Source organism: Calothrix sp. FACHB-168 (assembly GCF_963889195.1).
Lineage (GTDB): Bacteria > Cyanobacteriota > Cyanobacteriia > Cyanobacteriales > Nostocaceae > Aulosira > Aulosira anomala_A.
Genome location: NZ_CAWPNJ010000041.1, coordinates 55,872 through 81,133, shown reverse-complemented (window position 1 = coordinate 81,133; position 25,262 = coordinate 55,872). Strand labels below are relative to the sequence as shown.

General features: G+C 40.6%; 22 protein-coding genes. 17 read left to right on the top strand and 5 right to left on the bottom strand.

Annotation, left to right across the window (positions count from 1 at the left end):
• The first annotated feature begins 4 nt into the window (after positions 1–4).
• From AACW45_RS23585 to AACW45_RS23560, 6 genes are all read left to right on the top strand, one after another.
• Complete coding sequence (locus AACW45_RS23585) at positions 5–982, top strand: cytochrome c oxidase subunit II (protein ID WP_190628914.1); 978 nt, start codon at positions 5–7, stop codon at positions 980–982.
• A gap of 107 nt (positions 983–1,089) precedes the next feature.
• A complete protein-coding gene (gene ctaD / locus AACW45_RS23580; RefSeq protein WP_190545652.1) occupies positions 1,090–2,769 on the top strand; it encodes a cytochrome c oxidase subunit I in 1,680 nt (559 codons plus the stop codon).
• A 292-nt stretch (positions 2,770–3,061) separates the two neighbouring features.
• Positions 3,062–3,652 carry a cytochrome c oxidase subunit 3 gene (locus AACW45_RS23575; RefSeq protein ID WP_190628911.1) on the top strand — a complete coding sequence of 197 codons (591 nt, stop codon included), beginning with the start codon at positions 3,062–3,064 and terminating at the stop codon, positions 3,650–3,652.
• A 254-nt stretch (positions 3,653–3,906) separates the two neighbouring features.
• Positions 3,907–4,392, top strand: coding sequence for a hypothetical protein (locus AACW45_RS23570; protein ID WP_190629251.1), 486 nt, complete (start codon positions 3,907–3,909; stop codon positions 4,390–4,392).
• Between the two features lie 388 nt (positions 4,393–4,780).
• On the top strand, positions 4,781–5,392 hold the full coding sequence (locus AACW45_RS23565) for a cysteine dioxygenase family protein (RefSeq protein ID WP_190628909.1): 612 nt from the start codon (positions 4,781–4,783) through the stop codon (positions 5,390–5,392).
• A 160-nt stretch (positions 5,393–5,552) separates the two neighbouring features.
• Positions 5,553–6,047 (top strand): ArsC/Spx/MgsR family protein, encoded by a 495-nt coding sequence (locus AACW45_RS23560; protein ID WP_190628907.1) that lies wholly within the window; start codon positions 5,553–5,555, stop codon positions 6,045–6,047.
• Between the two features lie 334 nt (positions 6,048–6,381).
• Here AACW45_RS23560 and AACW45_RS23555 read toward each other — a convergent pair whose 3' ends face one another.
• Together AACW45_RS23555 and AACW45_RS23550 are read right to left on the bottom strand one after the other, a co-directional pair.
• Positions 6,382–9,141, bottom strand: coding sequence for an SUMF1/EgtB/PvdO family nonheme iron enzyme (locus tag AACW45_RS23555; RefSeq protein WP_242045530.1), 2,760 nt, complete (start codon positions 9,139–9,141; stop codon positions 6,382–6,384).
• A 14-nt stretch (positions 9,142–9,155) separates the two neighbouring features.
• Positions 9,156–9,587 (bottom strand): Pepco domain-containing protein, encoded by a 432-nt coding sequence (locus AACW45_RS23550; RefSeq protein WP_190628905.1) that lies wholly within the window; start codon positions 9,585–9,587, stop codon positions 9,156–9,158.
• Positions 9,588–9,709: 122 nt separating this feature from the next.
• On the opposite strand from AACW45_RS23550, the gene AACW45_RS23545 reads away from it, so the two are divergent.
• Positions 9,710–9,925, top strand: coding sequence for a caspase family protein (locus tag AACW45_RS23545; RefSeq protein WP_190628903.1), 216 nt, complete (start codon positions 9,710–9,712; stop codon positions 9,923–9,925).
• 749 nt (positions 9,926–10,674) lie between these two features.
• Here AACW45_RS23545 and cysK read toward each other — a convergent pair.
• Positions 10,675–11,634 carry a cysteine synthase A gene (gene cysK / locus AACW45_RS23540; protein WP_190628901.1) on the bottom strand — a complete coding sequence of 320 codons (960 nt, stop codon included), beginning with the start codon at positions 11,632–11,634 and terminating at the stop codon, positions 10,675–10,677.
• Between the two features lie 1,022 nt (positions 11,635–12,656).
• On the opposite strand from cysK, the gene AACW45_RS23535 reads away from it, so the two are divergent.
• The 8 genes from AACW45_RS23535 (at position 12,657) to AACW45_RS23500 (ending at position 18,467) form a co-directional block, all read left to right on the top strand.
• Entirely contained in the window at positions 12,657–13,085 is a 429-nt protein-coding gene (locus AACW45_RS23535; RefSeq protein ID WP_190628898.1) for a hypothetical protein, read from the top strand.
• 40 nt (positions 13,086–13,125) lie between these two features.
• Positions 13,126–13,416 (top strand): hypothetical protein, encoded by a 291-nt coding sequence (locus AACW45_RS23530; protein WP_096644287.1) that lies wholly within the window; start codon positions 13,126–13,128, stop codon positions 13,414–13,416.
• Positions 13,417–13,418: 2 nt separating this feature from the next.
• Complete coding sequence (locus AACW45_RS23525) at positions 13,419–13,730, top strand: hypothetical protein (protein WP_190628896.1); 312 nt, start codon at positions 13,419–13,421, stop codon at positions 13,728–13,730.
• Between the two features lie 551 nt (positions 13,731–14,281).
• Entirely contained in the window at positions 14,282–14,647 is a 366-nt protein-coding gene (locus AACW45_RS23520; RefSeq protein WP_190552152.1) for a hypothetical protein, read from the top strand.
• A gap of 20 nt (positions 14,648–14,667) precedes the next feature.
• Complete coding sequence (locus AACW45_RS23515) at positions 14,668–15,669, top strand: LLM class flavin-dependent oxidoreductase (protein WP_190628894.1); 1,002 nt, start codon at positions 14,668–14,670, stop codon at positions 15,667–15,669.
• On the top strand, positions 15,662–16,033 hold the full coding sequence (locus AACW45_RS23510) for a hypothetical protein (protein WP_190628891.1): 372 nt from the start codon (positions 15,662–15,664) through the stop codon (positions 16,031–16,033). The genes AACW45_RS23515 and AACW45_RS23510 overlap by 8 nt, the downstream gene beginning before the upstream one ends.
• A 393-nt stretch (positions 16,034–16,426) precedes the next feature.
• On the top strand, positions 16,427–17,023 hold the full coding sequence (locus AACW45_RS23505) for a hypothetical protein (RefSeq protein WP_190628889.1): 597 nt from the start codon (positions 16,427–16,429) through the stop codon (positions 17,021–17,023).
• A gap of 184 nt (positions 17,024–17,207) precedes the next feature.
• Positions 17,208–18,467, top strand: coding sequence for a bifunctional sterol desaturase/short chain dehydrogenase (locus AACW45_RS23500; RefSeq protein WP_190629246.1), 1,260 nt, complete (start codon positions 17,208–17,210; stop codon positions 18,465–18,467).
• Positions 18,468–19,332: 865 nt separating this feature from the next.
• On the opposite strand, the gene AACW45_RS23495 is transcribed toward AACW45_RS23500, so the two are convergent.
• On the bottom strand, positions 19,333–20,076 hold the full coding sequence (locus AACW45_RS23495) for a response regulator transcription factor (RefSeq protein WP_096589036.1): 744 nt from the start codon (positions 20,074–20,076) through the stop codon (positions 19,333–19,335).
• Between the two features lie 603 nt (positions 20,077–20,679).
• Positions 20,680–21,429, bottom strand: coding sequence for a PEP-CTERM sorting domain-containing protein (locus AACW45_RS23490; protein ID WP_190628886.1), 750 nt, complete (start codon positions 21,427–21,429; stop codon positions 20,680–20,682).
• A 280-nt stretch (positions 21,430–21,709) separates the two neighbouring features.
• Here AACW45_RS23490 and hetI point away from each other — a divergent pair, with 280 nt between their 5' ends.
• Positions 21,710–22,435 (top strand): 4'-phosphopantetheinyl transferase HetI, encoded by a 726-nt coding sequence (gene hetI / locus AACW45_RS23485; RefSeq protein ID WP_190628884.1) that lies wholly within the window; start codon positions 21,710–21,712, stop codon positions 22,433–22,435.
• Between the two features lie 421 nt (positions 22,436–22,856).
• Complete coding sequence (locus AACW45_RS23480) at positions 22,857–25,256, top strand: MASE1 domain-containing protein (protein ID WP_190628881.1); 2,400 nt, start codon at positions 22,857–22,859, stop codon at positions 25,254–25,256.
• The last annotated feature ends 6 nt before the right edge of the window (positions 25,257–25,262 follow it).

Genomic DNA, 25,262 nt, shown 5'->3' with positions numbered 1-25,262 from the left:
ATGTATGGAACAAATTCCCGTTTCACTATGGACTTTGGTTGCTGGGATATTAGTTTCCGCAATCAGCATTTGGATTGGTCAGCATCACAGTCTATTACCTGTACAGGCGTCGTTACAAGCGCCGATGGTAGACGGGTTTTTTAATGTGATGTTTACGATCGCGATCGCTCTTTTCTTGGTAGTGGAAGGAACGATTGTGATTTTCTTGTTTAAGTACCGTCGTCGTCGGGGAGATAATACCGATGGTGTTCCCGTTGAAGGCAATGTTCCCTTAGAAATTTTCTGGACTGCTATCCCCACAGTGATTGTCGTATGTTTAGGCATCTACAGCGTAGATGTTTTTAATCGTATGGGCGGGTTAGAACCAGCCGGTCATCCTCATGGCGGAACTCACGTGGCGCACATGAGCGGTAGTGCGATCGCTGCTACTTTGGATGAACCTGGAACAGCTCAAGCTGCACCCAAAATTGGCATTGGTGCAACATCTAAAACCCAAGACAAAGCACCGGATTTAGTTGTTGATGTCCAAGGGATGCAGTACGCTTGGATCTTTAACTATCCTGATAGTGGCGTGACTGCTGGGGAATTACACGTTCCCGTTGGTGCTGATGTGCAACTCAATTTGTCAGCACAGGATGTAATTCACTCGTTCTGGGTACCCAATTTCCGCATCAAGCAAGATGCAATTCCTGGTATTGCTACGCAATTGCGGTTTGTCGCCACAAAGCCGGGTACATATCCTGTAGTTTGCGCTGAACTGTGCGGTGGTTATCACGGTTCCATGCGATCTGAGGTAGTTGTGCATACTCCAGAAGAGTATCAAAGCTGGTTAGCAGAAAACCAAATTGCCCAAAAGCCAGATTTGCGTCAAGCGATCGCAATTAACCCAGCTGACTTATCAACATCCGAGTTTCTTGCACCCCATGTAAAAGATTTGGGCGTGAATGCAGCAACTCTAGAGTCAATGGTCAAGAGTCATTAGTCAATAGTCAATGGTCATTGTTTATAAGTTTTAGACAAATGACGATTGTACAGACGCGATTCATCGCGTCTCTGACAACTGACAACTAACAACTGACAACTAAGCAAATGACAAAAGTAGAATTTCCGCGAAATACGCCACCAGATAAGAATAAAGGACAAAATCCGGTGGTTGGTCACGCTGCACATCCTACAGCTTGGAGATGGCAGGATTACTTTACCTTTAATGTGGATCACAAAGTCATTGGGATTCAATACCTGGTGACAGCGTTTGTGTTCTATATTATTGGCGGTTTGATGGCGATGGCTATTCGGGTTGAATTGTCAACCCCGGAAGCTGATTTCATCGACCCCAATCTTTACAACGCTTTCATGACAAACCACGGGACAATTATGATTTTCCTGTGGATTGTTCCCAGTGCGATCGGGGGATTTGGTAACTTCTTAGTACCGCTCATGGTTGGTGCTAGGGATATGGCTTTCCCCAAATTGAATGCGATCGCCTTTTGGTTAAACCCACCAGCAGGTTTGTTATTACTTGCTAGTTTTATCTTTGGCGGTTCTCAATCTGGTTGGACAGCTTACCCACCTTTAAGTTTAGTCACAGCACCCATCGCTCAAAGTATGTGGGTTTTGGCGATCGTGTTGGTGGGGACTTCTTCAATTTTGGGTTCCCTGAACTTTGTCATCACCATTTTGATGATGAAGGTTCCCAGCATGAAATGGGATCAATTACCTTTGTTTTGCTGGGCAATTTTAGCAACTTCCGTACTAGCACTTGTCTCTACACCCGTGTTAGCAGCTGGTTTGGTGCTGTTATTGTTTGACCTTAACTTTGGTACTTCCTTCTTTAAACCAGATGCAGGCGGTAATGTTGTCCTGTATCAACATTTGTTCTGGTTCTATTCTCACCCGGCAGTATATTTAATGATTCTGCCCATCTTCGGCATTATGTCCGAAGTAATTCCCGTTCACGCACGTAAACCAATTTTTGGCTATAAAGCGATCGCTTATTCCAGCTTGGCTATTTGCGTTGTCGGGTTATTTGTTTGGGTTCACCACATGTTTACCAGTGGTACACCCGGCTGGATGCGGATGTTCTTCACCATCTCCACCTTACTTGTTGCCGTGCCCACAGGCGTGAAGATTTTCGGCTGGGTAGCTACATTATGGGGTGGTAAGATTCGCTTTACCAGTGCCATGCTATTTGCGATCGGCTTGTTATCCATGTTTGTCATGGGCGGCTTAAGCGGCGTGACAATGGGTACTGCTCCCTTTGACGTACATGTCCACGATACATATTATGTAGTGGCACATTTCCACTATGTACTATTTGGCGGTTCTGTATTTGGGATTTACGCCGGTATTTACCACTGGTTCCCCAAAATGACTGGTCGGATGTTAAATGAAACTTGGGGTAGAATTCACTTTGCCCTTACCTTCATCGGTACAAACCTTACCTTCTTACCTATGCACGAACTAGGTTTGCAAGGTATGCCTCGCCGTGTGGCAATGTACGATCCCCAGTTTATTAATCTTAACCAGATTTGTACCTTTGGTTCAATCATCCTGGGGCTTTCAGTTATTCCCTTTGCTTACAACGTGATTCAAAGCTGGCTCAAAGGGCCTTTAGCCGGTGATAATCCTTGGCAAGGCTTAACCTTAGAATGGACAACCGCTTCCCCACCAGCAATTGAAAACTGGGAAGAATTGCCCGTTGTTACTCACGGCCCTTACGACTACGGTCATGATCATGTGCCGGTAGGTACACCAGAAGTTAGCGCTTAGTTAGAAAAACTAAGGACTAGGGGATAGAGAAACAGAGATTTTCATGCTTAAAAATACCAGCCCCTAACCTTTATCATTGCTCAAATCTCTGGCGGCGTTGCTATTCCGCCTGGGAATTAATTCCCAGGCTAATAGTTCAAGTCTACTGAAGTAGACTAAACCGCATATTTCAGTCCACTTGAGTGGACTTAGACTATTAGCCCGGAACTTCAGTTCTGGGCGGGATGACACCACAGCACGATACTTTCTCCTAGCCCCTTCACCAGCAATTCATGACCACTAATTAAACAATATGACCATAGCGACAACAACCAGCGAACAGCACCAAGAACATCATCCAGATTTACGAGTCTGGGGATTGTTAACCTTTCTCGTTTCCGAATCCCTGATGTTTGGCGGATTTTTCGCCACTTACTTGTACTTGAGAGGTGGTACAGAAGTTTGGCCTCCCGAAGGAACAGAGGTAGAGTTATTTCTGCCGACAATTAACACCATTATTCTGGTGTCCAGCAGTTTCGTGATTCACTTTGGTGATAAAGCGATTAAAAAGAATAACGTCAAAGCCATGCGGTTTTGGTACATCCTCACCGCAATTATGGGTGCGGTATTCTTAGGCGGTCAGGTGTATGAATATGCCACACTAGGCTATGGCTTGACTACCAACGTTTTCGCCAACTGCTTTTACTTGATGACAGGATTCCACGGTTTGCACGTATTTGTGGGACTGTTATTAATTTTAGGCGTGTTATGGCGATCGCTCCGCCCAGGCCATTATTCTGCTACCAAACACACTGGTATTGAAATGGCAGAAATTTACTGGCACTTTGTAGACATCATCTGGATTATTCTCTTTACCCTAGTGTACATTCTCACTTTGTTTTAAATTAGGGACTAGAGACTAGAGGCTAGGGGCTAGGGACTGTTTTCAAACTCCAAAAGTAGGTTGGGTTAAGCCAAGCGCAACCCAACGAAGTGACGTAAATGTTGGGTTTCGTTCCTCAACCCAACCTACAATTAAGTCTAATTTAGAGTTTGAAAACACGCCCTAGGGATGAAAAGGGAGGACAAGAGAGATAAATAACAAATGCTCATCAATGCCCCATGCCCAATGCCCCATGCCCAATCTTGGAGATTACTATGCAAGTAGATGCGAATAAATTCTCATGGTTCCAAGTTCCTGAAGATGTCAAAAAGCTGTTAATTTTAGCTGCCGAGACTTGGGAAAATACCGCAGAATCTGAGAAATATATGCAACAGGCTATTGCTAAAACAGGCGATTATACAGATGTTTTAGTAGCAGCATATAGGTACTTTTATTACAAAAATAATTATTCTTTAGCATTGCAAACAACAAACCAATTATTAGATAAAATTAAGGAAGCAGAAAAATTTCCTGATGCGTGGGAACAACTGCAACCGATTTTAGTGAGTCGGAAGGAAGACCCCCAAATCAGGCTATATTTGAATGCTTACGCTGCTTCGGGATTAGTATTAGCAAAGCTAGGCAATATCGAAGAAGCTAAAATAATTAGTAGTCGAGTCAAAGCCATAGATCCAAATAACGATTTTGGAGCCGGAATCCTGCTGGATATTCTTACCCGTCCGCCTGAAGAAGAGGATTAATAATTCGTAATTCGTAGTTCGTAATTCGTAATTAAGTTTTACACAGTTATGGGCAATAGCTGGAAACAAGACTGGCTGTATATTGCCCTAAATATCATCTGTGTTTTAACTATCAAATAGCAGCACTAATTGAAAAATTGGTGTTTGCTGATACCTATTTGATTACGAATTATCAATTACAAATGAGTAATTATTAAGGATTGAGACAAAAGTCATGAATCATTCATTGTCCAATAACTTTCTTAGCTTATCTCCCATACATTCTGCTACATTAATTCCTCCTCCTGTTGTTCGGATTGAACTTCCACCAATGAATTCGCCGTCGCTTCCGCCCGGCCCTGTTCTCCCACAAAATACTTTTCGATTAGTTTAGTTTAGTTTAAAACATATGCAAGGTAGGGATTTTCTTGTAGCTGGCGATGGCAAGTTACAAGCGTGTAAATCTGCGAGAGCATGGGATTTACTGCGAGAGAATTATCGTCTTTATCGGTTTTTAACTGAAGTGGAAGACGTTCTCAATGATGTTGAGGATGAATCTAGCCGTTTACCAGAATTAAGAATGCTGGTAAGGCGTTTAATTGTTAATTCTTATTGGGTACGGAGTCAACATTTAGAACCTTGTCCCAAAACTGGCACTTCTGTGTTACTCATGTATGATGAATTAGGTTTCCCGTTGACAGTGCAAACAGTCACCTTTGCACCAGGGACATCATCGACAATTCATAATCATGGAACCTGGGGAATTGTTGCAGTTTTAAAAGGTCAAGAAAAGAACACAATTTGGCGGCGTAATCCTAGCTCCGATGCAGAAAATAAAGTGGAAGCAACGGGAGAAATTCATCTATTACCAGGAGATATTATTAGTTTTACTCCTGACGCAATTCATTCTGTAGAAGCAGTAGGTGATGAACCAACTGTGACTTTTAACCTTTATGGAGAAACAGATCCTAAAGAAAGATTTGAGTTTAATCCAGTAACTCACATCGCCAAAAAATTTTAGGTTCAATCAGCTATTGTGCTTTTAAATTGCACAATCCATCGTCAGGGCTGTCAACAGTCAACAGTCAATAGTCAATAGTCAATAGTCAATAGTCAACATCTGCGTAACTCTGTGTTGAAAATCACTAACCAGATAAAAGATATAACCCGGAGATGAATCAATGGCTAGAGTAATTTTTTATGAAAAACCAGGCTGTAAAGGCGGTACTCGGCAAAAAGTATTATTAACCGCCGCAGGACATGAAGTTGTAGCCTATAGCTTACTCACAGAACCTTGGACTGCGGAAAGATTGCGGTCATTTTTTGGCGATCGCCCCGTAGCCGAATGGTTTAATAAAAGTGCGCCACGAGTAAAATCAGGTGAAGTGGTTCCTGAAAAACTTGATGCAAACACCGCATTAGCCTTAATGCTGCAAGATCCGCTATTAATTCGCCGTCCCTTACTCCAAGTAGGCGATCGCTGTGAGGTAGGATTTGAAGTGGAAACCATCGACGCTTGGATTGGCTTACAACCAGTTGATGAATCCTTCCGGGAAATGGCGGAAAACCTGATGAGCAAAGATTTACAAGGCTGTGCGGGTGGAAATCACGAACACCACCATCACGAAGGCGGTTGTAAGGGACACGAGAAAAAGGAAACTAGCTGTAGCCATTAAATTTGATAACTGTTAACTGTTACGTCCCTTTCCGACTCGGTAAGGGACGTTCTTTTTGATTTAGATAAAACTCTTGTGGGATGGGCGTCTCGCCCGTCCTGGGCGGACAAGATGTCCACCCCACAAGAAAATTATATTGCAACATTTTAAGCTTGCCACGCTAGTAGGGTGTGTTATGCCGTAGGCTAACGCACCGTCAACGCTACATCTCTGTTCTTCAAAAAAATCAGGATGCTTTTGTATTTAAAAAAAAATTTTTATCGCTCCGCTTCGCTACGCTTAAGAAGGGAAAAAGAAACAAGAGTAAAGGGGAAAAAGGCTAAAGTCTAAAGGGCTACTGAAGAATCCTCCCGAACGCGCAGACAACACGAAAACCAAAAGCGCTGACGATGACGTCGCGCTCCGCCCCATCGTTGTTGAAGCGAGACGCAGAACGGCAGTTTTTAGGATTGTAGTCCCAAGAACCGCCCCGCAGTACGGCTCTTCCTTGTTTTTGATAAAGTTGATTGTTATCATCAAACCACGCAGTACCATCTGCTGGCGCTCCTTGATAGCTGTCATGCCAATCATCTTGACACCATTCCCAAACATTCCCGTGCATATCGTATAATCCAAAGTCGTTGGGTGGAAAAATTCCTACTTCTGTTGTTTCTCCGCGATATTTGCCTTTTGGCTCAGAAGCGTAAGTGCGATTGCCGTTGTAATTGGCTAAATCAGTTGTAATTGTCTCGCCAAAGTAAAATGGTGATATTGTTCCTGCACGACAAGCATATTCCCACTCTGCTTCACTTGGTAGACGATATTGGTTGTTTGTATATTTGGAAAGGCGTAAGCAAAACTCAACTGCATCGTACCAAGACACTCGCTCTACTGGTCGGTTATCTCCTTTAAAATAAGATGGGTCTGCTTCCAAGTCACGGTTAACTTTGGGGAATGCTGCTACTCTTTTCCATTGTGCTTGTGTGACTGGATTTTTACCCATAAAGAATGACTTAACCGTTACCTGAAGCTGAGGTTTTTCAGTATCAAATCCTTCCCCTTGTGGCGAACCCCTCATAAATTTGCCACTGGGAATTTCCACCATTTCTAAGGTGACATTATTACCTAAGTCTTGCTTAAATAATTTAGCTTGCTTATTAGAATTTCGTTTAATTACCTCTCCAGTTTTATCTACTGTTACCGTTTCAAACTCAACCATCCATATAGGTAATCCAAATACCTTCTCGGTTGAAAGTATATATTTAGGTTTTGCTACAATAGGTTTTGGTAATAGACTATTAAACATTTCACGACCTACCACTGCTGTTATTAAACCTGCACTTCCTAAACCAGCCAATTTCAAAAACTTTTGTCGAGTTATTGGTGGTAAATTCGATTGATTAGGTTGAGCATAGCTAGCTATAACTGTAGTTTCAATAGCAGTGATGTCCGCTTGTTTAAGTCCTAAAGTCCATTGAAGTATCTTTAACCTCAACCGAACATCATAACTATCAAGAGAATGTCTAGCTCTAATTATTGTAATTAGCCTTTGCTCATACTGCTGTAATTTTTGGCGATATTCTGCTTCCTCTCGCTGCCGTTTCTTTTCTGCTTCCTGCTGCTTCAGTATTACGGCTTCTTCTTCTTGTCGTTGTTTTTCAGCTTCTTGTTGCTGTCTAATTATCTCTTGCTGCTGCTTATATTCTGCCTCCTTCTGAGCAATAACTGGTTGTTCAATTTGCGATACTTCTTCATCAGGAAGCTGTAAAGATTCTTGTAAATTTTTTAACTGTCTACGGCTTGTTTTATTTAAAGGAAATTCTTGCTCAACGGCTTGAATGAATTTTTGCTCATACTGCCGCAATTTTTGCTGATATTCAGCTTCTTGTTGCTGTCTAATTCTCTCTTCTTCTTGACGTTGACTGTATTCTGCTCGCTTTTGAGCAAAAATTGGCTGTTCAATTTTTACAACTTCTTCATTAGTCAGATGCAAAGATTGTTGTAAGCTGGTTAACTTTTTACGACTAGCTGTACTGAGGGGATATTCTTGCTTAATTGCTTGAGAAAAAGCTTGCTCATACTTTACTAAATTCTGCCGATATTCTTCTTGTTTTTGAGCTAACAGTTTATTACTTACTGACCTACCTCCGCTTGAGGAAGTAGCAGGTTCAGAATTTGAGCTTGTCGGTTCAAAACTTCCTCGCTTACGGGCAATTCTTTCAATCGCTTCAATTGCTTCCCAATCACCACGAGATACAGCTAAAACTCTCACCCATAATTGCTTTGCTAATAATAAATCACCTCTATTTTCAGCTTGAGAAGCTTGATATTTTAATGGCTCTACATCTCTAAGGGTGGCAGCTTGCTCTAATAAAATAAAATGCATTTTATAAGGCGGTTCTGCCTGCCAATAAGGATTTTGTACTGCCTTGCCATAGCGAGTATTCAAAGCAGGAACTTGATAACGTAAATATTGTGCTAACCGCTCGACTGTGGCACAATTAGCCTCACCCTGTAGTCGCAATCCTTCTAATAGGGAATGGGTAAATGACCCATGTTGTAATTCATCAATTTCATAAGCTTCCTGATTAGCTGTGCAGGAATAAAATGTAATAACTCCCTGATGTCTTTCTTCACCAATTCCTAATCCTGAGCGACTACCTTCATTTCGGCAAGCATCCAAAAACAACACTACATTACCAGCACCACTGCGACGCAATCTTTTGGTGACATAATCCACAGAAATAGCGGTTCTATCAACAGCTTGGGGATTACTATCCAAGAACATCAAATAGTCTTTGTCTGCATATCTTCTACCATGTCCAGCAAAGAAAAACCAGAAATTATCTTCTGGCTTCAGCAAAGGAGTTTCAAAAAGTACGTCCAAGGCTCTTTGAAAGCGTGCATAAGTTGGTTGGGTAGGTATAGGAGGGTTAACTGAGTAAATACCTACTTGGCCAATAGATGGAGAATTTTCTGTGAACACAAAAACTTGTTCAAACTTGGCTTCCTTGAACCAAGTCGCCATAGCCTCAGCATCCAACTGAGCATATTTTAATGGTAGAAGATTATCATATGTGTTGATCCCAACAACAATCGCCCAATTCCTACCCATCTTCAACTACCAAATTATTTCCGCTTAAACTTAAAAGTCATCGCGCCTTTTCCCCCGGCTTTACCACCCAACCCAAACAGGCTGACTTTTCCTTCGCCATTAATTTCTACAGAAAGTTCAACTTCATCTAGCTGCATTTTAGAATTGGGTTCTTCCGCCTCATCAAGCATTTCTCGCATTGCTTGAAGAAATCCCTTCATTTCTTGCTTGAGTTGAGATACTTCTACCTTGCGTCTAGTAATTACTAGTTGGCCTTGTTTTTGGCTGATAATTATTTCTTCTGTGGTTTTAATTCCGCCCAATCTTCCGCCTGTATCTTGAGTACCGCTTCTGGCTCCATCTCTAGTGACGGTATCTGTATAGGTTTCAGTGGTGGTATTTGTAGTTTCCGCTACTTCTTCCGTAATAATCCAGATTTCTTTTGGGGTGGGATTTTCTGCTGACATAATTTTAATGATTTAAATTATTCGTGAGTTAACTAAATTTTCCCAAGCTTATAGGATTTATTGATTACTATTATTAAGTAATACCACGTAAACTGGCAACAAGGCGAGCATAACAACGCAGAATGGCTAAAAATTGGGCGATTGTAGTGGGGATTAATCAGTACAACAATCTTCAGCATCTAAATTATGCCAAACTAGATGCTGAAGCTATGGGTGATTGGTTTAAAAGAGACGCTAAATTTAATGAAATGTTCCTGTTTACCGATGATTCTCCCCCAATTCCCACCAATCCACCGATTCTCACTCAGCCAACATACGGTAACTTACGGCGGTTCTGACAAGCAAACTTTGAAACGCCACTACTGGAAGCAGGGGATAATCTCTGGTTTTTCTTGGCTTGTCATGGTGGTGGAAAAGGCGATCGCTTTATGCTTTAGGGAACTCCAAAAAATAAATTATGCCAAATTGTAGGGGCGGGGTAACCCCGCCCCTACGAGTTGCGGGTTTGGTAAGTTAATGATTGGAATATTTTTTTATTTGGAAGTCCCTTATTTAAATTAGGGACTCATTTTTATATTTTGAGTAAACAAAAAAGCTGATTACTTTCTCATTTAAATGTTTTAAGTAAGCAAAAAGCTATTTCACTTACTTAAAAAGCCTTATCGCTTACTCAAAAAGCCTTATTGCTTTCTGGTTTTAGTGTTTTCCGCAAGCGAAAAGCCATTTCACCTACTCAAAAAGCCTTATCGCTTACTAATTTTAGTAAATCGCGCACTCATTTTGGTGTTTTCCGCAGGTAAAAAGCCTTATTACTTACTAATTTCGGTAAATCGCGCACTTATTTTAGTGTTTTCCGCAAAAATTTCAGCTAATCACTTGCTCAAAAAGTACTAAGTCTGACAACAAGCTGCTATGGAACTACGCTTTTTTGTTTTTTGCGATCGCCTTTGAAATTCAAGACAATGCCATAATTAGTTATTCGGGAAAAAAATGAAGTTGTTAAACCAGTATAAGAATATAGTTGGCACAGCATCCCAATCGTAAAGGCGGGGTTCCCCCGCCTGTGTTCACGCAATTTTACCTGTCACTAACGCGCTACAGCCGATTCCAAAGTTAAATCTTGGAACATCAAAGTGCTGAGATAACGTTCGCCAAAGGAAGGCTGAATCATCACAATCAGCTTACCTGCATTTTCTGGACGTTTAGCTACCTGAAGCGCTGCACATAAAGCCGCACCGGAAGAAATACCCGATAATAAACCTTCTTCCTTAGCTAATCGTCTTCCAAATACCATCGCCTGTTCATCACTGACGCGAATTACTTCGTCTACTAATTCCAGCTTGAGAACATCAGGAACAAAGCCAGCGCCAATCCCCTGAATTTTATGGGGGCCTGCTTCCCCACCTGATAATACAGGACTGTTGCTGGGTTCAACTGCGATCGCCTGAAAAGTTGGCTTACGTTGTTTCAATACTTCCGCAATTCCGGTAATTGTTCCGCCAGTACCTACTCCAGCAATCACAATATCAACTTCTCCATCCGTATCCGCCCAAATTTCCTCAGCAGTAGTTTCCCGGTGAATTTTGGGGTTAGCTTGGTTACGGAACTGTTGCAACATATATGCATTGGGGGTGTTAGCCACAATTTCTTCGGCTTTACGAATTGCGCCGCGCATCCCTTCGGGGCCTGGTGTTAATTCCAAAGTTGCACCATAAGCGCGTAACATCGCCCGTCTTTCATTGCTCATGGTTTCCGGCATGGTTAAAATCAGGCTGTAGCCCCGCGCTGCTGATACCATCGCTAAAGCAATGCCTGTATTCCCGGAAGTTGGCTCAACTAAAATAGTTTTTCCTGGCTCAATCAAGCCATCAGCTTCCGCCGCTAGTACCATATTTAACCCAATGCGGTCTTTAACTGAAGCGGCTGGGTTCATTCCTTCGAGTTTAGCAACAATTCTGGCTACTGCTCCCTCAGCTTGAGGAATTTTGTTAAGTTCAACTAAAGGTGTTTTACCAATAAGTTCTGTTACATCTTTAGCAATGCGCATTCAATAACTCCTAAAATTCTAAATCCGGTAGTAACTTAGGTATTTGTTCCTTATAACAGTAAGTTTGTATCTATTTTCTTGATATTTGACTGTTAGTGATTGCATGAGGTCTGTACTATTACTAAACCACAAAACTGTATCGATTGAGATAGTTATTGTAAAAATATCAGTCGTTGACTGTTGACTGTTAACGGTGAACACATGGAATCTTTTTTAAATTTGGTAGTGCCAAATTTAATATATTTGTTTGATTTTATATTTGATGGGGATATTTTTTATGTTTGTCGATAACACATTGATGATTTTATAAAATTTTATTGATTTTTATATCTTTCTGAGATATCTTCGTGCAAAAATATATTTTCTTTGAGTACAAAATTTTTTAGCATTCATTCACAACAAATATATTTGAATTAGCCCTCAGTCTGGGTTTGAGCTTGAGTACAAACATCCCCGACCCCTAAATCATAAATGCTAGGACATTCCTTGCAAAATACTAGTACCCATACCCTAAAAAATTTTTGCATTATGGGCTAAATCAAAGCTCTAGCCTTTGAGTACAAGTTTAATATTTTTAATAAATATGATCGCACTCAACTAAACTGCTATTGAGGGATATGCCTGATATAAATCGTATAGGATTTACGCAGAGATTCCCCTCTACCCCCCGACGTTAACAGGCAAAACCTGGAGATGAAGGGGGGACTTCTTAACCCCCTATTTATCAAAATTAGAGACTAATATTTATGCTTTGATTGCAATATTAAAAATCACATAAGCTCACATATTTCAGTATTTTACAATACTAATTTTTGATCAACTATCTACTATTCCCGATATTTATGATTATAACTTAATGTTTGCCTTAAACTAACCTCGCTTAGTAAATAGTTCAGGATAAACTTACGGCAAAATCACAACTGTTAACTGATAACTTTTTGCACATCAGTTCTATTTTTGTCAGTAGATAACAAAAGTTATTGTCTAACTGGGTGCATAATACCTAGAGAGGGAGAACCAGGATGAAAGTTAAGCTTTTAAATGTTCTCACAGTCTGTGTCATTACTTTAGCTGTTTTATCTCCAGCCTTATTAGTATTTAGCATGGTTTGGGGCAAGCATATAGAGTTAGCAAAAGCACAGAATTTAACTTGTGAAGTCAACAATAATATTAAAGCTAATGAAATCTTGGCTCCCCAAACAGGGGGTATAGCTTCCTCGCCAATTGAAGACAGTAATCAAATCTCTGTAACTAATCTAAAAACACAGCAATTGACTGCTAGCGAACAATATCAATTAGCAACATTCCTAGAGTGGTTTTTCTTTTTTACCCCTATATGTCTGGGGCTAGGAATTATTGTTTACGATAGATATCTTGTTTATCGTAATGCCGTATTTAAAGAACAAGTTGAAATGCTAGAAAGATTGTGGCAACAAAGTATTGAGCAGTAAGCTTTGGTAAATTTACACTAATTAAATTCACAAGGAAACCATGACAGAAGAACGTCAAGTTTTATATTTTGATTTAATCGATCAGCTACTTAAATGTCCTAACGGTCAAGAGCCAGAAGTTTTAGAAGCAAATCCCGAATTAATTGATGCTGATTTTGTTTATGCAGTACTGAAAGTTGCTACAGTATTTGCCCATGAGGGTAATCAAGATAGTGCAAAATTCTTGTTTTTTATTGGGCGGGAATTAGCCAAGCAATTAGGATTATATCCGGAAACTGGCTCGGAAAATTCTCAACCTGATGCTGAAGCGGAAGTTTCCACGAAGGAGTAGCCATGCTATTAACTGCAACTGATGCCGGACAAATAGCGTTAGAATTTATCTTGGCAGAATGGAATATTTCTGAACAGGATAGAGACTGGTTTACAATTGTGAATTCTCGCCCGATGGGGGAGAGTTGGTACATTGTAGAACTGAGTGTACCTGGGTTTCCCGATCGCTGGTTTATCCAAGTCTATGATACCGGAGCTTGCGACCCAAATTACACATTTATTTCGCCTATTCGCGGTTCTGAAGGTTATGTTGACCTGATAGATTTACCGCATTTGGTTGCAGAAGTTTTAGTATCGGAAAGAAATGCTCGATAAAAGAGACGCGATGAATCGCGTCTGTACAATGGTCAATGGTCAATGGTCAATGGTCAATGGTCAATGGTCAATGGTCAATGGTCAAAAATGAGAAATAAGATACAATTTTTGGGAGCATCCCAAATGTGCAAAAACGCCCTCACCCTATAAGGGTGGGGCTAGAAATACGAAGCCTGCCTACCCTTCGGGAACGTCTTCGACGAACGCAGGCTAAAAGTTTGATAGCCTGCGAAGGCAGGCTTTGTTGGTATAGCAATACCCTTGTAGGGTATTGCGTCAAAATTGGGATGCTCCCCAATTTTTTGGGGAGATTCCCAGATAAATATAAATCTCTTTAAAATTTCTATTTCATGGCTGGAGAGTTATAGTTTTTGACCATTAAATATTGTTGACTTTGGATTTGTAAATAATTTTTATAAAGAGTGATATTTAAGTAAATATCACTCTTTTTGTATGTTTATAATCAAGATTTAATGATTAACAAATCTTACTAAAGAATTACAACCAAATGTCACATTTAACTGACAAATGTATGTTATATTAATATCGTGATGAACGCTACAGAAATATCAATTGCTATGATTGCCGAAGACATCCTAGCCAAAGAATTTACCAGAGTCGTCAATCACTATTACCCCAGCGTTGGAGAATTACTTCTTAATTGTCATGTGAAGGTAATTACCTGTTTTTGGGGAAGGCCAGCTAGACGATTACAGTACATAGGAATTTATTGTTCTGAAGAAATGCTTCCCCTTGTACAAGCCAAAAAAGAAATTCTCAGAGAAATCGCAGATAATATGGGATTAGTTCAAGTAGTGTGTATGAATGCAGGGCGATTGCTACGCGATCCGTTATCGCCGTTAAAGCAGAACAATCCGCGCTTATGGTTAGAGTTACATTGGGTTGCTGCATCTTAAAATAGCGATCGCCCACAAAAATGAAAACAGGACTTTTCTGCAATTACGATAATTATCATCAGGATGCCCGCCGTGCCATCTTAGAACAAGTTGCACTGGTAAAACAGGCGGAAAGCTTAGGCTTTGAAGAAGCTTGGGTGAGCGAGCATCATTTTAGTGAATCCAATCTTAGCCCCTCAATGTTGGTGTTAATGGGGCATTTAGCCGCCTTAACCACCACAATTAAACTCGGCACAGCTGCGGTGTTACTCCCGTTTCATAACCCCATTCGGGTAGCGGAAGACATAGCCACCTTAGATAACCTGTGCAATGGCAGATTGTTATTTGGGATTGCCAAAGGCGGGCCTTTTCCCGAACAAAATAAACATTTTGCCACACCAATGGGTGAATCTCGCCCGCAGATGCTAGAGGCAATGGCATTGATTGAAAAGCTTTTATATGAAACAAACGTATCATTTAACGGGCAATATTATCAATGCGATCGCCTCACAGTTTACCCCAAACCATTGCAACACCAAATTCCCGTATATGTAGCCACTGGCGATGATGACGGTATAGGGTTTGCCGCCAAACATTCCTTTGGTTTAATGGGGGGGCCGCCATTTTCTCTGCCTAGATTGCGGAATACTGTTGCTAAATACCGAGCCTTAAATTCTAGTGGTTGCGAAAACCTAGTACTAGCTCGTTTCTTTTATGTTGCCAGGACATACGACGAAGCAGTCACAGAAGCGTTACCTTTCATCCGCCAATTTAGCCAAAAAATGACAGCAAATGCGGCTGTTGTCATGCAGAAAAGTTCTACTGGACATAAAACATTCGATCGCACCAATATTTGTTTTGATGAAGACTATTTGCTAGAAAACTCAATTATTGGTGATGTCCAAACCTGTCGAGACAGAATCAAATTATTTCAGGATGAATTAAATCTAGGAACGCTGGCAATTAAACCCTCATCTTGCAACGTGCAAAAAAACCTGGAAAGTTTGACGCGCTACAATCAAGAGGTGCGGAATTATGTCTAAGTTACCCTTATTGCCTCCAGACGATTTACCACCCAACGAAGTCACAAAAATGGATGGGATGCTGCATCTGGAGCTAGAGCAATCGATTGGTAGATGCTTTTATCAAGCTTGCGATCGCATTACCCAAACATTATTAGCTAATTGCCAATGGTATCTCACCAGTAATAGCAATACCTTAATGCTAATTATTGACTGTCCAGATATAGTTTCTTATTGGCATATAGTCAGCAATATACCCCAACTAGGCAACAGATTAGAACGGTTTACCACTAACGCTAGAATTCGCGTCTATCCCCCATTTGGTAAAGGCGGGCCCTTTGAGATTAGCGTTAATGAAATCTCTGCTTACCGCGATTGGATTTAGTAATTAGGGCAGATAAACAACTAAACGCGCTGATGTGGTTATTTCCCGTTCAGCGCTTCTTTTGTTTATCAAATAATGCGACAGATTGTAGGGGCATGGCACATTGGTGTCAACTTAACGCAAAACCCTTGCCAAGACTCGATGAACTAATTCTATCACCTACCATCAAGCTCCGCGTTACCCCACCCCGGCTTTGCTAACGCAAAACCTCCCCTCCCCGTTTACGGGGAGGGGATGAAGGGGAGGGGTAAAACGCTTGTGGGGTAAGCGTTTTAACTTAAGTTGACACCAATGGGCACTGCCATGCCCTCTAGAATATATTGATATGCCGCCAACATTGTTTAAATTGGTATTAGTCGTGTCCAAACCAAGCGATCGCCTTTAGGTGAAAGTATGCCTTATAGTGACTTTACACTTCGTCGTGTCAAACAAGATTTTCACCTCACCATCATAGAGCAACCAACATTTATAGATAATCTTCCATCGATTGCACCTAGTAATTTTTTGGCTTCATTTCTGGAAAAATATTTACCCTTAGCTTTAGCGCTGAATACAGAAAAAGCCCGCTCAGAAATGCTAATCTGTCCGATTTTGTTAGAAGTAAAAGAAATTCTCCAACAGCAAATCAGCTTATTTTCGGGGAATGACTTTACAATCGATAGTTCTATCGGACTTAGCGGTGTTTGTGACTTTTTAATCAGTCGTTCTCCCGAACAGTTATTTATCGAAGCACCTGCGGTAGTGGTAGTCGAAGCCAAACGAGAAGATCTCAACAGTGGATTAGGTCAATGTGTAGCCGAAATGATTGCTGTACAGAGGTTTAACGAACAGAGCGATCGCACTATCCCGGTAATTTATGGTACGGTGACAACAGGCGATCGCTGGAAATTTCTCAAACTAGAAAATCATACCGTTACCATTGGATTATTGGAATATACTATCCCTCCAGTAGAAAAAATCTTGGGTATTTTGGTCAGTTTTGTGAGTTAAAAAATATATTTTAAGTACCTAAGCGCAAATCATCACTAACTGATTCTTTTCAGAAAGAATGCATATATTATATTTATAGTCAAGTCTCTACATTTTAATTTTTATTTACTGGACAACTCGACCTGAAACCGTTCTTATTAGATTATGAAGAATGATTACAGACAACGAGTACAAAAAAATTACGATGAATTTTTTTACTAAAGGCTGGGCTGACATTGAAAGCCAATTACAGATTAATTGGGATTTGCTCAACACCTGCTTACAGTTTGCTCTTTGGGGATTATTCTCGCTGTTGTTGGCTGAGGTTGTCAGAGATAGCTATCACGCCTTATGTCACCAGTTTACTTGGATGAGTAAATGGCATAACAAGCATCACATGGCATATCGTCGGGATTTATCGGTAGTTTCCCCAAAAATATATCAAGAGTCCCAGCTATATAACGATATTGTTGAGTCCAGTATATTAGTTGTCGTTGTGACATTAATTGCTCTACTACTTAACCAAATGGGCTTTTGGCTAGGTGTAGCTTATGCTTTTACCTTTTTATATGGTGCTTCTCGCCGATATTTCTTAGGTAAAATTGACACAGATTATACCCATCTCCCCGGCCCTTTAGAAACAATTCCCTCTACTTGGTGGGTAAATCGTTCTTATCACTGGCGTCATCATTTTGATGATGTTAACGCCTATTATAGTGGTGTATTTCCCCTAGTCGATACCATATTAGGAACGGGGCTATCTTTGAAAGGTAAAACCATCGCTTTGACTGGTGCTTCTGGTGCATTAGGACAAGCATTAGCAACTGAATTACTTAAACATAATGCCAAAGTTTTAGCATTAACTACTCATCCAGAAAAATTACAGGCTCAAGATAAACTCGCAATCATTCCTTGGGAATTAGGTAACGAAGCAGAATTGAAAAAGAGTTTAGAAAAAGTAGATATTTTGATTCTCAATCATGGAATCAACGTCTATGGTAACCGCACGCCAGAGGCGATTAATTCCTCCTATGAAGTCAACACTTTTTCCACATTGCGGTTGATGGATATATTTATCTCCACTGTCACAGGCCCCCAATCAAAAGCAACTAAAGAAATTTGGGTAAACACCTCTGAAGCTGAAGTCTCGCCAGCCTTTAGCCCCCTTTATGAACTGAGCAAACGCGCTTTAGGTGAAATTGTCACCCTCAAGCGGTTAGATGGGGAATGTATAATTCGCAAGTTAATTTTGGGGCCTTTCAAAAGTCAACTCAATCCTTACGGAGTGATGTCAGCACAACAAGTTGCTAGGGCAATTTTGTTTTTTGCCAAGCGCGACTTCCGCAATATTATTGTGACGATAAATCCTTTGACATATCTACTTTTTCCTATCAAAGAAACTAGCACCTGGCTTTACTATCGGATGTTTAGCAAAAAAGCGCAGCGCGATGAATTTGTGAATTGAGCATCAAGCGAACTTCAAAAAATAAATTATGCCAAATTGTAGTGGCGGATCACCCCGGAATACTGCTCAATGAAGAATATTCGTAGGTTGGGTTGAGGAACGAAACCCAACAAACCCAGGAAAATGTTGGGTTTCGCAAAGCCTCAACCCAACCTACACATTTCTATTTTTTATGCTTACAGCTATTTTCAGGTAAATAGACCACACTGTAGGGGCACGTCATGCACAATCTTCTCATATATACAATAATTTTACTGGTGCCGTGCCCCTACGACAGATGTAGTTCAAATAGGTGAAAACTGCTGTAACCGAGTAGTATTGGGACGGGGAGTGTCAATTAAATTTGTCAGTGAGAGAAGTTCTGAAAAATAACCCTCTTATTTCACTTTTCTTAGATAAAAATTATCGCCTTCATGCAAAACTCAGATTTATTCTAGGTTTAAGCAGCATATTCCCCATAAAAGCTCAAACTTTGATGGCTCGATAAAAATCTGAGTAAGTCAGGATTGGAGATGTTTCTCGAAAGAGTGATGTAGAGGGTTAGTTAGATAAACACAAGTTACAGCAGATTGCCAGTTGGTGAGGTAGAAACGATAGTTGATTGTAGGGGCACTGGCACTGCCATGCCCCAAAGCGCGTACCTCATTTACCTGAAATATGCTGTATCAAAGGATATCAGCGCCTGGAAATGTTGAAATACTGACAAGCAGTTATGGTTAGTGCGAGCAAATGAAGAGCGGAACTACAAACAGTATTTGCTTATATGACACCAATTTCCGACGCAGTATCCTATTGGCACTCGCTAACTTTGACAGAACAGAGTGCCAATTTATGGCTCAGGTCAAGAAGAAAACTTATCCTGATTTTATTCCACAACTGATGTTGAAGCTCCTTCAGCAGAGGGAGGGAGGCTTGGTAACTCCAGACAATATCCAGCACCATACACTGTCTTGATATAGCGGGGATGACGGGGGTCTGGTTCGAGTTTGGTTCTGAGGTGACGAATATGGACTCGAATTGTTTCAATGTCATCATCTGGATCGTAACCCCAAACTTCCCGCAGGATTTCGCTGGGAGAAACTGTCTGTCCGTGGCGCTGGAGCAAGCAATGAAGTAACTCAAATTCCAAGTGAGTCAGCTTGACTGTCTCATGAAACCAAATGGCCTCAAATCTTTCGGGAACAAGAGTTAAGGGGCCATAGTTGAGAATTTCGCTATGCTTTGCTGCTTGGGGAATACGGTCAGTACGCCGCAATAGCGCCCTGACTCTAGCCAGCATTTCTTCAACTTCAAAGGGCTTGGTCAAATAGTCGTCAGCCCCGGCGTTGAAGCCTTCCACCTTATCTTGTGTTTGACTTAAAGCAGTCAGCATTAACACAGGAATCTCAGCTGTGCGCTCATCGCGCCGCAGCCGTTGGCAAACGGTGAATCCATCTACCCTGGGCAACATTAAATCAAGCATAATTAAGTCTGGTTGTAGCTGGAGAGCTAAAGCCTGACCTTTTATCCCGTCTTCTGCTTGACTAACATCGTAGCCAGCCATTTCCAAGTTGACGGCAACGAGTTCTGAAATTGCTGGGTCATCGTCTATGACAAGAATCCTCGGCATTCTTAAAAAATTATTACTACTTATTAAGGATAAATAAGAACCTTTGATAGATACAAAGAATTCTTGATCGATTATAAAAAAGATTTTAAATCTAACATAAAGCTTAAGATACCAGGATAAATAAATCTACCCTAAAGTACAGGAATTTTTTTAGCTGATATGTTACACACCCTACAATCTGGCTCAGATGACTACAAAATCATCGAGCTATGACTGTTTAACACTGTTTAGTTAAGAAGTTGCGATCGCCAAAGTTCAATTCCCGATTCAAAGCCGCCCTATCATAAAACAGTATTAACTGGTGCGCAAGGTATGCCAATTTTTTGTTGAAGGGCTATAACAGACAAGGCTTCCCGTACTATTATTGCAATTTTTGACAATTAGGAAGAATTAAATAGAGTTTTTTTGTGAGAAATGTTTCAGTTGTTGGGTATACGCGCAATTAGTTGTGTAGCGTTATTTGATTGGCGTACCCGCGATCGTTCATTATAGGTAAAGTGTGGGGAAAGAGTATAGACAAAGCACAGCTGGAACAAAAAAGAAAAGAGCAGTAATGTGGTTGGTAGACGAACCCTAGATTGATAGACAATTAGTCAATGCTGACTAGTTAATCGAGACAGCTTGTTTGTGCTGAAATTTCTTCTTAAACAAACCAAGTCCACCAAGTGCCAAAAGTGATGCAGCTATAGTAGTAGGTTCAGGTACTGGTTCGCCGCCCTTGATGATACCACCCAAAACTTTATCACTTCCACCACCAGCATTCACCTGTTGGAATCGCCCAGCTATCCGCAAAGCTGGAGTGAGAAATCCCTTCTCCAGTGCATCAGAAAGCTCATCGGCACTTAAGCTGGTGTCAAATAGGAAACTAACTGTAGTAAATTGACCTGCTGTTAAGCCTGTTTGGGGATTACCACCAGCAAACGTGTTGCGTGGAGGGCTAATAGCAACATCGAAGTCACCATAGGGTGGTAAGCTGGGAGTATCGATCCCTTTAACCCACAACTTTGTAAAGCCGCTAGTACCTGAATCGTAATTATTGAAGGAAACTGGAGCACCAGGATCAAAATTATCCGCGTCAAATGCTAGCCCAACTAAAGTAGCCTCTGTTGCTTTCAAGCCTTTGCTACCATCAGTAGTGTTGGTAATATCTAAATTTAGCTTTACCTGATTATCTGCGAATTGAGAAAAGTTGAAATCCAACAGTGCAGAAGCACCTGTATTCTCAGTACTCCCAAACGTAGGTTCGATGGTAACTTGAAACGCCTGGGCTGGTGCAGAAGTGACCATTGCAGTCACGGCCATACTAGCAGACAGGGCAGAAGAAGCAATAAATGTTGATAAACTTATTTTCATGTCAATATAGACAACTGAGTATTTGCGTTACTTTGCAACTATAAATACGGAGTTACTTAGGTATAATTGAACCTCTTGTATTTTGTTGCATTGTGTAATTATATACTTGCTAATTCATGAGCAATCCCATCAGAACGACAAGTTCACTACATCTTGTCCTTAACTTTATGAAATCTTGATATAAGCGTATTGCAATATATAAGCGGATTGCGATCGCGCTTCTCTAGTCTAAACTCCAGTAAAATAGCTAAACTCACCAATCCTTTAATGCGTTAACTCGATGACTTTTGCTAACCATCTATGGCTACCCACACCGGCAGATTTCACTTTATTGCCGAATGATGTCCATATTTGGCGAATTAACCTCGAACAACCAGAATCAATCTTAGAAAAACTTGCATTATCTCTCTCTGAGGATGAATTAGTTCGTGCTAACAGATTTTATTTTCCCGAACATCGTCAACGCTTCATTGCTGGGCGTGGTAGCCTACGGACAATATTAGGTGGTTACTTAGGTGTGACAGCTAAAGAAATACAGTTTGATTACGAACCACGTGGTAAGCCATTTTTAGCAAGTAAATTTGCTGACAGTGGTTTAGCATTTAATTTATCGCACTCCCAAAATTTAGCTTTGTGTGCTGTGAGTAAAAATCGTCAATTAGGGATAGATTTGGAATGCATTCGTCCCCTGTCAGATTTAGAATCTCTCGCCCACAGATTCTTTTTACCACGAGAATATGAACTAGTGCGATCGCTTCCTGATGAGCAAAAATCTTCAGTATTTTTTCGCTATTGGACTTGTAAAGAAGCTTACCTTAAAGCCACAGGCGAAGGCATAGCCCAATTAGAACAAGTAGAAATTTCCCTGACTCCCACACAACCAGCAAAGTTACTGACGCAGCCAGACTGGAGTTTATTAGAACTAGTACCAGCCAACAATTACGTCGCCGCTTTAGCAGTACTCGGCTTTGGCTGGGACTTGCATTGCTGGGAATATGGCGGATGAAGAGGCAGAGGGGCAGGGAGCAGGGAGCAGGGAGCAGGGAAGGGGGACAAGGAATTTTAGATTTTAGATTTTAGATTTTAGATTTTAGATTCAAACCCAATCCAAAAGACGCTCGCGGACTCGCTCTAAGCGAAGCTATGCCGTTGGCGAAGCCTCTCGTTCGCGTAGCGTCTCCCCTTGGGAGAAGAGAAGGCTTTACGCTGCGCTATCGCAAATCCAAAATCCAAAATTGAATTGCCCAATGCCCAATGCCCCATGCCCAATATTAAAGTTATTACTGTAGAACTTTTGGGAAATATGAAGTTGAGGCATAGCTGAAGTAGTATATGCTACAAGCGATCGCCTCCACATCAGGTCATTACTGAGTTCAGTATTGTATCTGTTGCTGCTTGTTAGTGGTAATAAAAAGCACAGAGAAGCGATGCAAGCAAGTTCTACGAAGAGAAAATCTCGACTAGTTTTAAATCGTACAGTCGCGATCGCAGCGATCGCAATTCCCATTCTGCATTTTTGTCTGGCTAAATTTGCAGTATTTATATCTTATGAGAATAATGTTGCAGCTATTTGGCCTTCATCTGGGGTTTATGTAGCGATTATTTTGCTGTGGGGTTATCGTGTCTTACCGGGAATATTGCTTGGTGAAATAATTATCAATATTTTATTGTTTTATAAAAATCCTGGATTGGGTATTCTGGCTGCTGTCGTTGGTGTAATTGAGGCAATAATCAACGCTTTTTTAATTAAACGCTGCATTAAACATTATCAATTACTTCATCGTACTGCGGATGTATTTAAATTTCTGGTACTAATTTCCTTTGCACCTTTAGTCAGCGCTACCTTGGGGATTAGCCTTCAATGTTTAGATGGAATGACATCTTGGGAGGCTTATGAAGATGCTTGGCGAATTTGGTATTTTGGTTCTATTACTAGCGTGCTGATTATCGCCCCAGCAATTTTAACTTGGTTTGAGCAACCGGAACAACAGACACCACTAAATTGGCAGCAGATTAGCGAGTTTATTTTGCTGTTATTATCCTTAATGGGAATCAGTTACGTAGCGTTTTCCGGTAGGTATCCCTTGGAATATATGCTGATTCCGCCGTTAATTTGTGCAGCATTGAGATTTGGACAACGAGAAACCACCCTGCTGATGACTATTGTAACTGCGATCGCAGTTTACAGTACTACTCATGGTTATGGCTCGTTTTTTAGCCAATTAATTCATGAATCTTTGCTGTTACTACAGTCTTTTATTTGCGTTGTCGCCTTAACAACTTTCTTCATTTGCGCCGTTATTCACGAAAATAGAATAGCAGAAAAACACCTCAGACAAGCTAAAGAAGAATTAGCACAAAGGGTAGAAGAACGCACTGCGGAACTTCAAGAAGCTAAACTGGCTGCGGATAGTGCTAATCAAGCTAAAAGCGAATTTCTCGCTAATATGAGTCACGAACTTCGTAGTCCGCTCAATGGAATTTTAGGTTATGCACAAATTTTGCAAAATTCTCAAAATTTAACAGATAAAGAACGTAAAGGAATTAGCATTATTTATCAGTGTGGTTCCCACTTACTCACCTTAATTAATGACGTACTCGATCTAGCTAAAATCGAAGCGCGGAAAATGGAACTTCAACCCCAAGATTTTCATTTTCCGAAGTTTCTGCAAGAAGTAGTAGAAATTTGTCAAATCCGCGCACAACAGAAAAGAATTGGCTTTTCTTATCAACCAACTGACAAATTACCTAGTATTATTTATGCCGATGATAAACGCTTGCGGCAAGTTTTGATTAATCTTTTAGGCAATGCAATTAAATTTACTAGTAATGGTGGAGTAAGTTTACAAGTACAAGTTATCAAGGTAGGAAATTGGCAACTAAATTCTCGCACTACTCGCGTGCGCTTTCAAATTCGCGATACAGGTGTAGGTATAACAGAGGAACAACTCACAAAAATTTTCTTACCCTTTGAACAAGTTGGTAGCAGAGAACAACAGGCGGAAGGTACGGGATTAGGGTTAGCAATTAGTCAAACAATTATCAATCTCATGGGTAGCAGTATTCAAGTCAAAAGCAAACCTAATAAAGGTAGCATTTTTTGGTTTGAATTAAATTTACGTGAATCTGAAGAATCTACAGTTAATCAGACATTTAATTCTCCAAAAACTATTATTGGCTTTGCAGGTCGTACCAGGAAAATTTTAATTGTTGAAGACCGTTGGGAAAACTTTTCTGTGTTAGCAAGTTTATTAGAACCCCTTGGTTTTGAGATTATTCATGCTTATAACGGTCAGGAAGGATTAAATCAAGCCATAAAATGCAGACCAGACCTAATTATTACAGATTTAAAAATGCCAGTGATGGATGGTTTAACTATGACTCAAGAAATCCGCCAAAACCCAGAGATTAAAAATACAATTGTCATAGTTTCATCTGCAAGTGTATTTAATTTTCATCGCCAAGAAGCTCTCAATGCTGGTTGCAATGATTTTTTGCCTAAGCCTATACAAATGGAAGATTTATTTTGGCAATTGCAAAATCATTTGCGATTAACTTGGATTTATGAACAAGATCCAGAATTTAAACCTCACCAACCACAGACAACAAATTTACCAGTGCAAATGATGATTCCTCCAGCATCAGAACTGAAAAATTTGTATCAAGCCGTACAAATGTGTGATATTGCCAATATCCAAGCAGAAACAACCAGAATTCAGAATTTAGATCCTAATTATGCAGCTTTTACAAATAAAATATTAGCTCTTGCTGACGAATTTGAGGTTGAAGCAATTGCAGCTTTAATTAAACCATATCTAGAAAAATAGTCATAT

What these genes read in the sequence shown, in the direction of transcription:
- AACW45_RS23585 (WP_190628914.1), top strand. Translation starts at nt 5, where the DNA reads ATGGAACAAATTCCCGTTTCACTATGGACTTTGGTTGCTGGGATATTA.
- AACW45_RS23530 (WP_096644287.1), top strand. Translation starts at nt 13,126, where the DNA reads ATGACAGAAGAACGTCAAGTTTTATATTTTGATTTAATCGATCAGCTA.
- AACW45_RS23565 (WP_190628909.1), top strand. Translation starts at nt 4,781, where the DNA reads ATGCAAGGTAGGGATTTTCTTGTAGCTGGCGATGGCAAGTTACAAGCG.
- AACW45_RS23505 (WP_190628889.1), top strand. Translation starts at nt 16,427, where the DNA reads ATGCCTTATAGTGACTTTACACTTCGTCGTGTCAAACAAGATTTTCAC.
- AACW45_RS23575 (WP_190628911.1), top strand. Translation starts at nt 3,062, where the DNA reads ATGACCATAGCGACAACAACCAGCGAACAGCACCAAGAACATCATCCA.
- AACW45_RS23500 (WP_190629246.1), top strand. Translation starts at nt 17,208, where the DNA reads ATGAATTTTTTTACTAAAGGCTGGGCTGACATTGAAAGCCAATTACAG.
- AACW45_RS23480 (WP_190628881.1), top strand. Translation starts at nt 22,857, where the DNA reads ATGCAAGCAAGTTCTACGAAGAGAAAATCTCGACTAGTTTTAAATCGT.
- ctaD (WP_190545652.1), top strand. Translation starts at nt 1,090, where the DNA reads ATGACAAAAGTAGAATTTCCGCGAAATACGCCACCAGATAAGAATAAA.
- AACW45_RS23525 (WP_190628896.1), top strand. Translation starts at nt 13,419, where the DNA reads ATGCTATTAACTGCAACTGATGCCGGACAAATAGCGTTAGAATTTATC.
- AACW45_RS23490 (WP_190628886.1), bottom strand. Translation starts at nt 21,429, where the DNA reads ATGAAAATAAGTTTATCAACATTTATTGCTTCTTCTGCCCTGTCTGCT.
- cysK (WP_190628901.1), bottom strand. Translation starts at nt 11,634, where the DNA reads ATGCGCATTGCTAAAGATGTAACAGAACTTATTGGTAAAACACCTTTA.
- AACW45_RS23560 (WP_190628907.1), top strand. Translation starts at nt 5,553, where the DNA reads ATGGCTAGAGTAATTTTTTATGAAAAACCAGGCTGTAAAGGCGGTACT.
- hetI (WP_190628884.1), top strand. Translation starts at nt 21,710, where the DNA reads ATGACTTTTGCTAACCATCTATGGCTACCCACACCGGCAGATTTCACT.
- AACW45_RS23535 (WP_190628898.1), top strand. Translation starts at nt 12,657, where the DNA reads ATGAAAGTTAAGCTTTTAAATGTTCTCACAGTCTGTGTCATTACTTTA.
- AACW45_RS23495 (WP_096589036.1), bottom strand. Translation starts at nt 20,076, where the DNA reads ATGCCGAGGATTCTTGTCATAGACGATGACCCAGCAATTTCAGAACTC.
- AACW45_RS23520 (WP_190552152.1), top strand. Translation starts at nt 14,282, where the DNA reads ATGAACGCTACAGAAATATCAATTGCTATGATTGCCGAAGACATCCTA.
- AACW45_RS23555 (WP_242045530.1), bottom strand. Translation starts at nt 9,141, where the DNA reads ATGGGTAGGAATTGGGCGATTGTTGTTGGGATCAACACATATGATAAT.
- AACW45_RS23510 (WP_190628891.1), top strand. Translation starts at nt 15,662, where the DNA reads ATGTCTAAGTTACCCTTATTGCCTCCAGACGATTTACCACCCAACGAA.
- AACW45_RS23550 (WP_190628905.1), bottom strand. Translation starts at nt 9,587, where the DNA reads ATGTCAGCAGAAAATCCCACCCCAAAAGAAATCTGGATTATTACGGAA.
- AACW45_RS23570 (WP_190629251.1), top strand. Translation starts at nt 3,907, where the DNA reads ATGCAAGTAGATGCGAATAAATTCTCATGGTTCCAAGTTCCTGAAGAT.
- AACW45_RS23515 (WP_190628894.1), top strand. Translation starts at nt 14,668, where the DNA reads ATGAAAACAGGACTTTTCTGCAATTACGATAATTATCATCAGGATGCC.
- AACW45_RS23545 (WP_190628903.1), top strand. Translation starts at nt 9,710, where the DNA reads ATGGCTAAAAATTGGGCGATTGTAGTGGGGATTAATCAGTACAACAAT.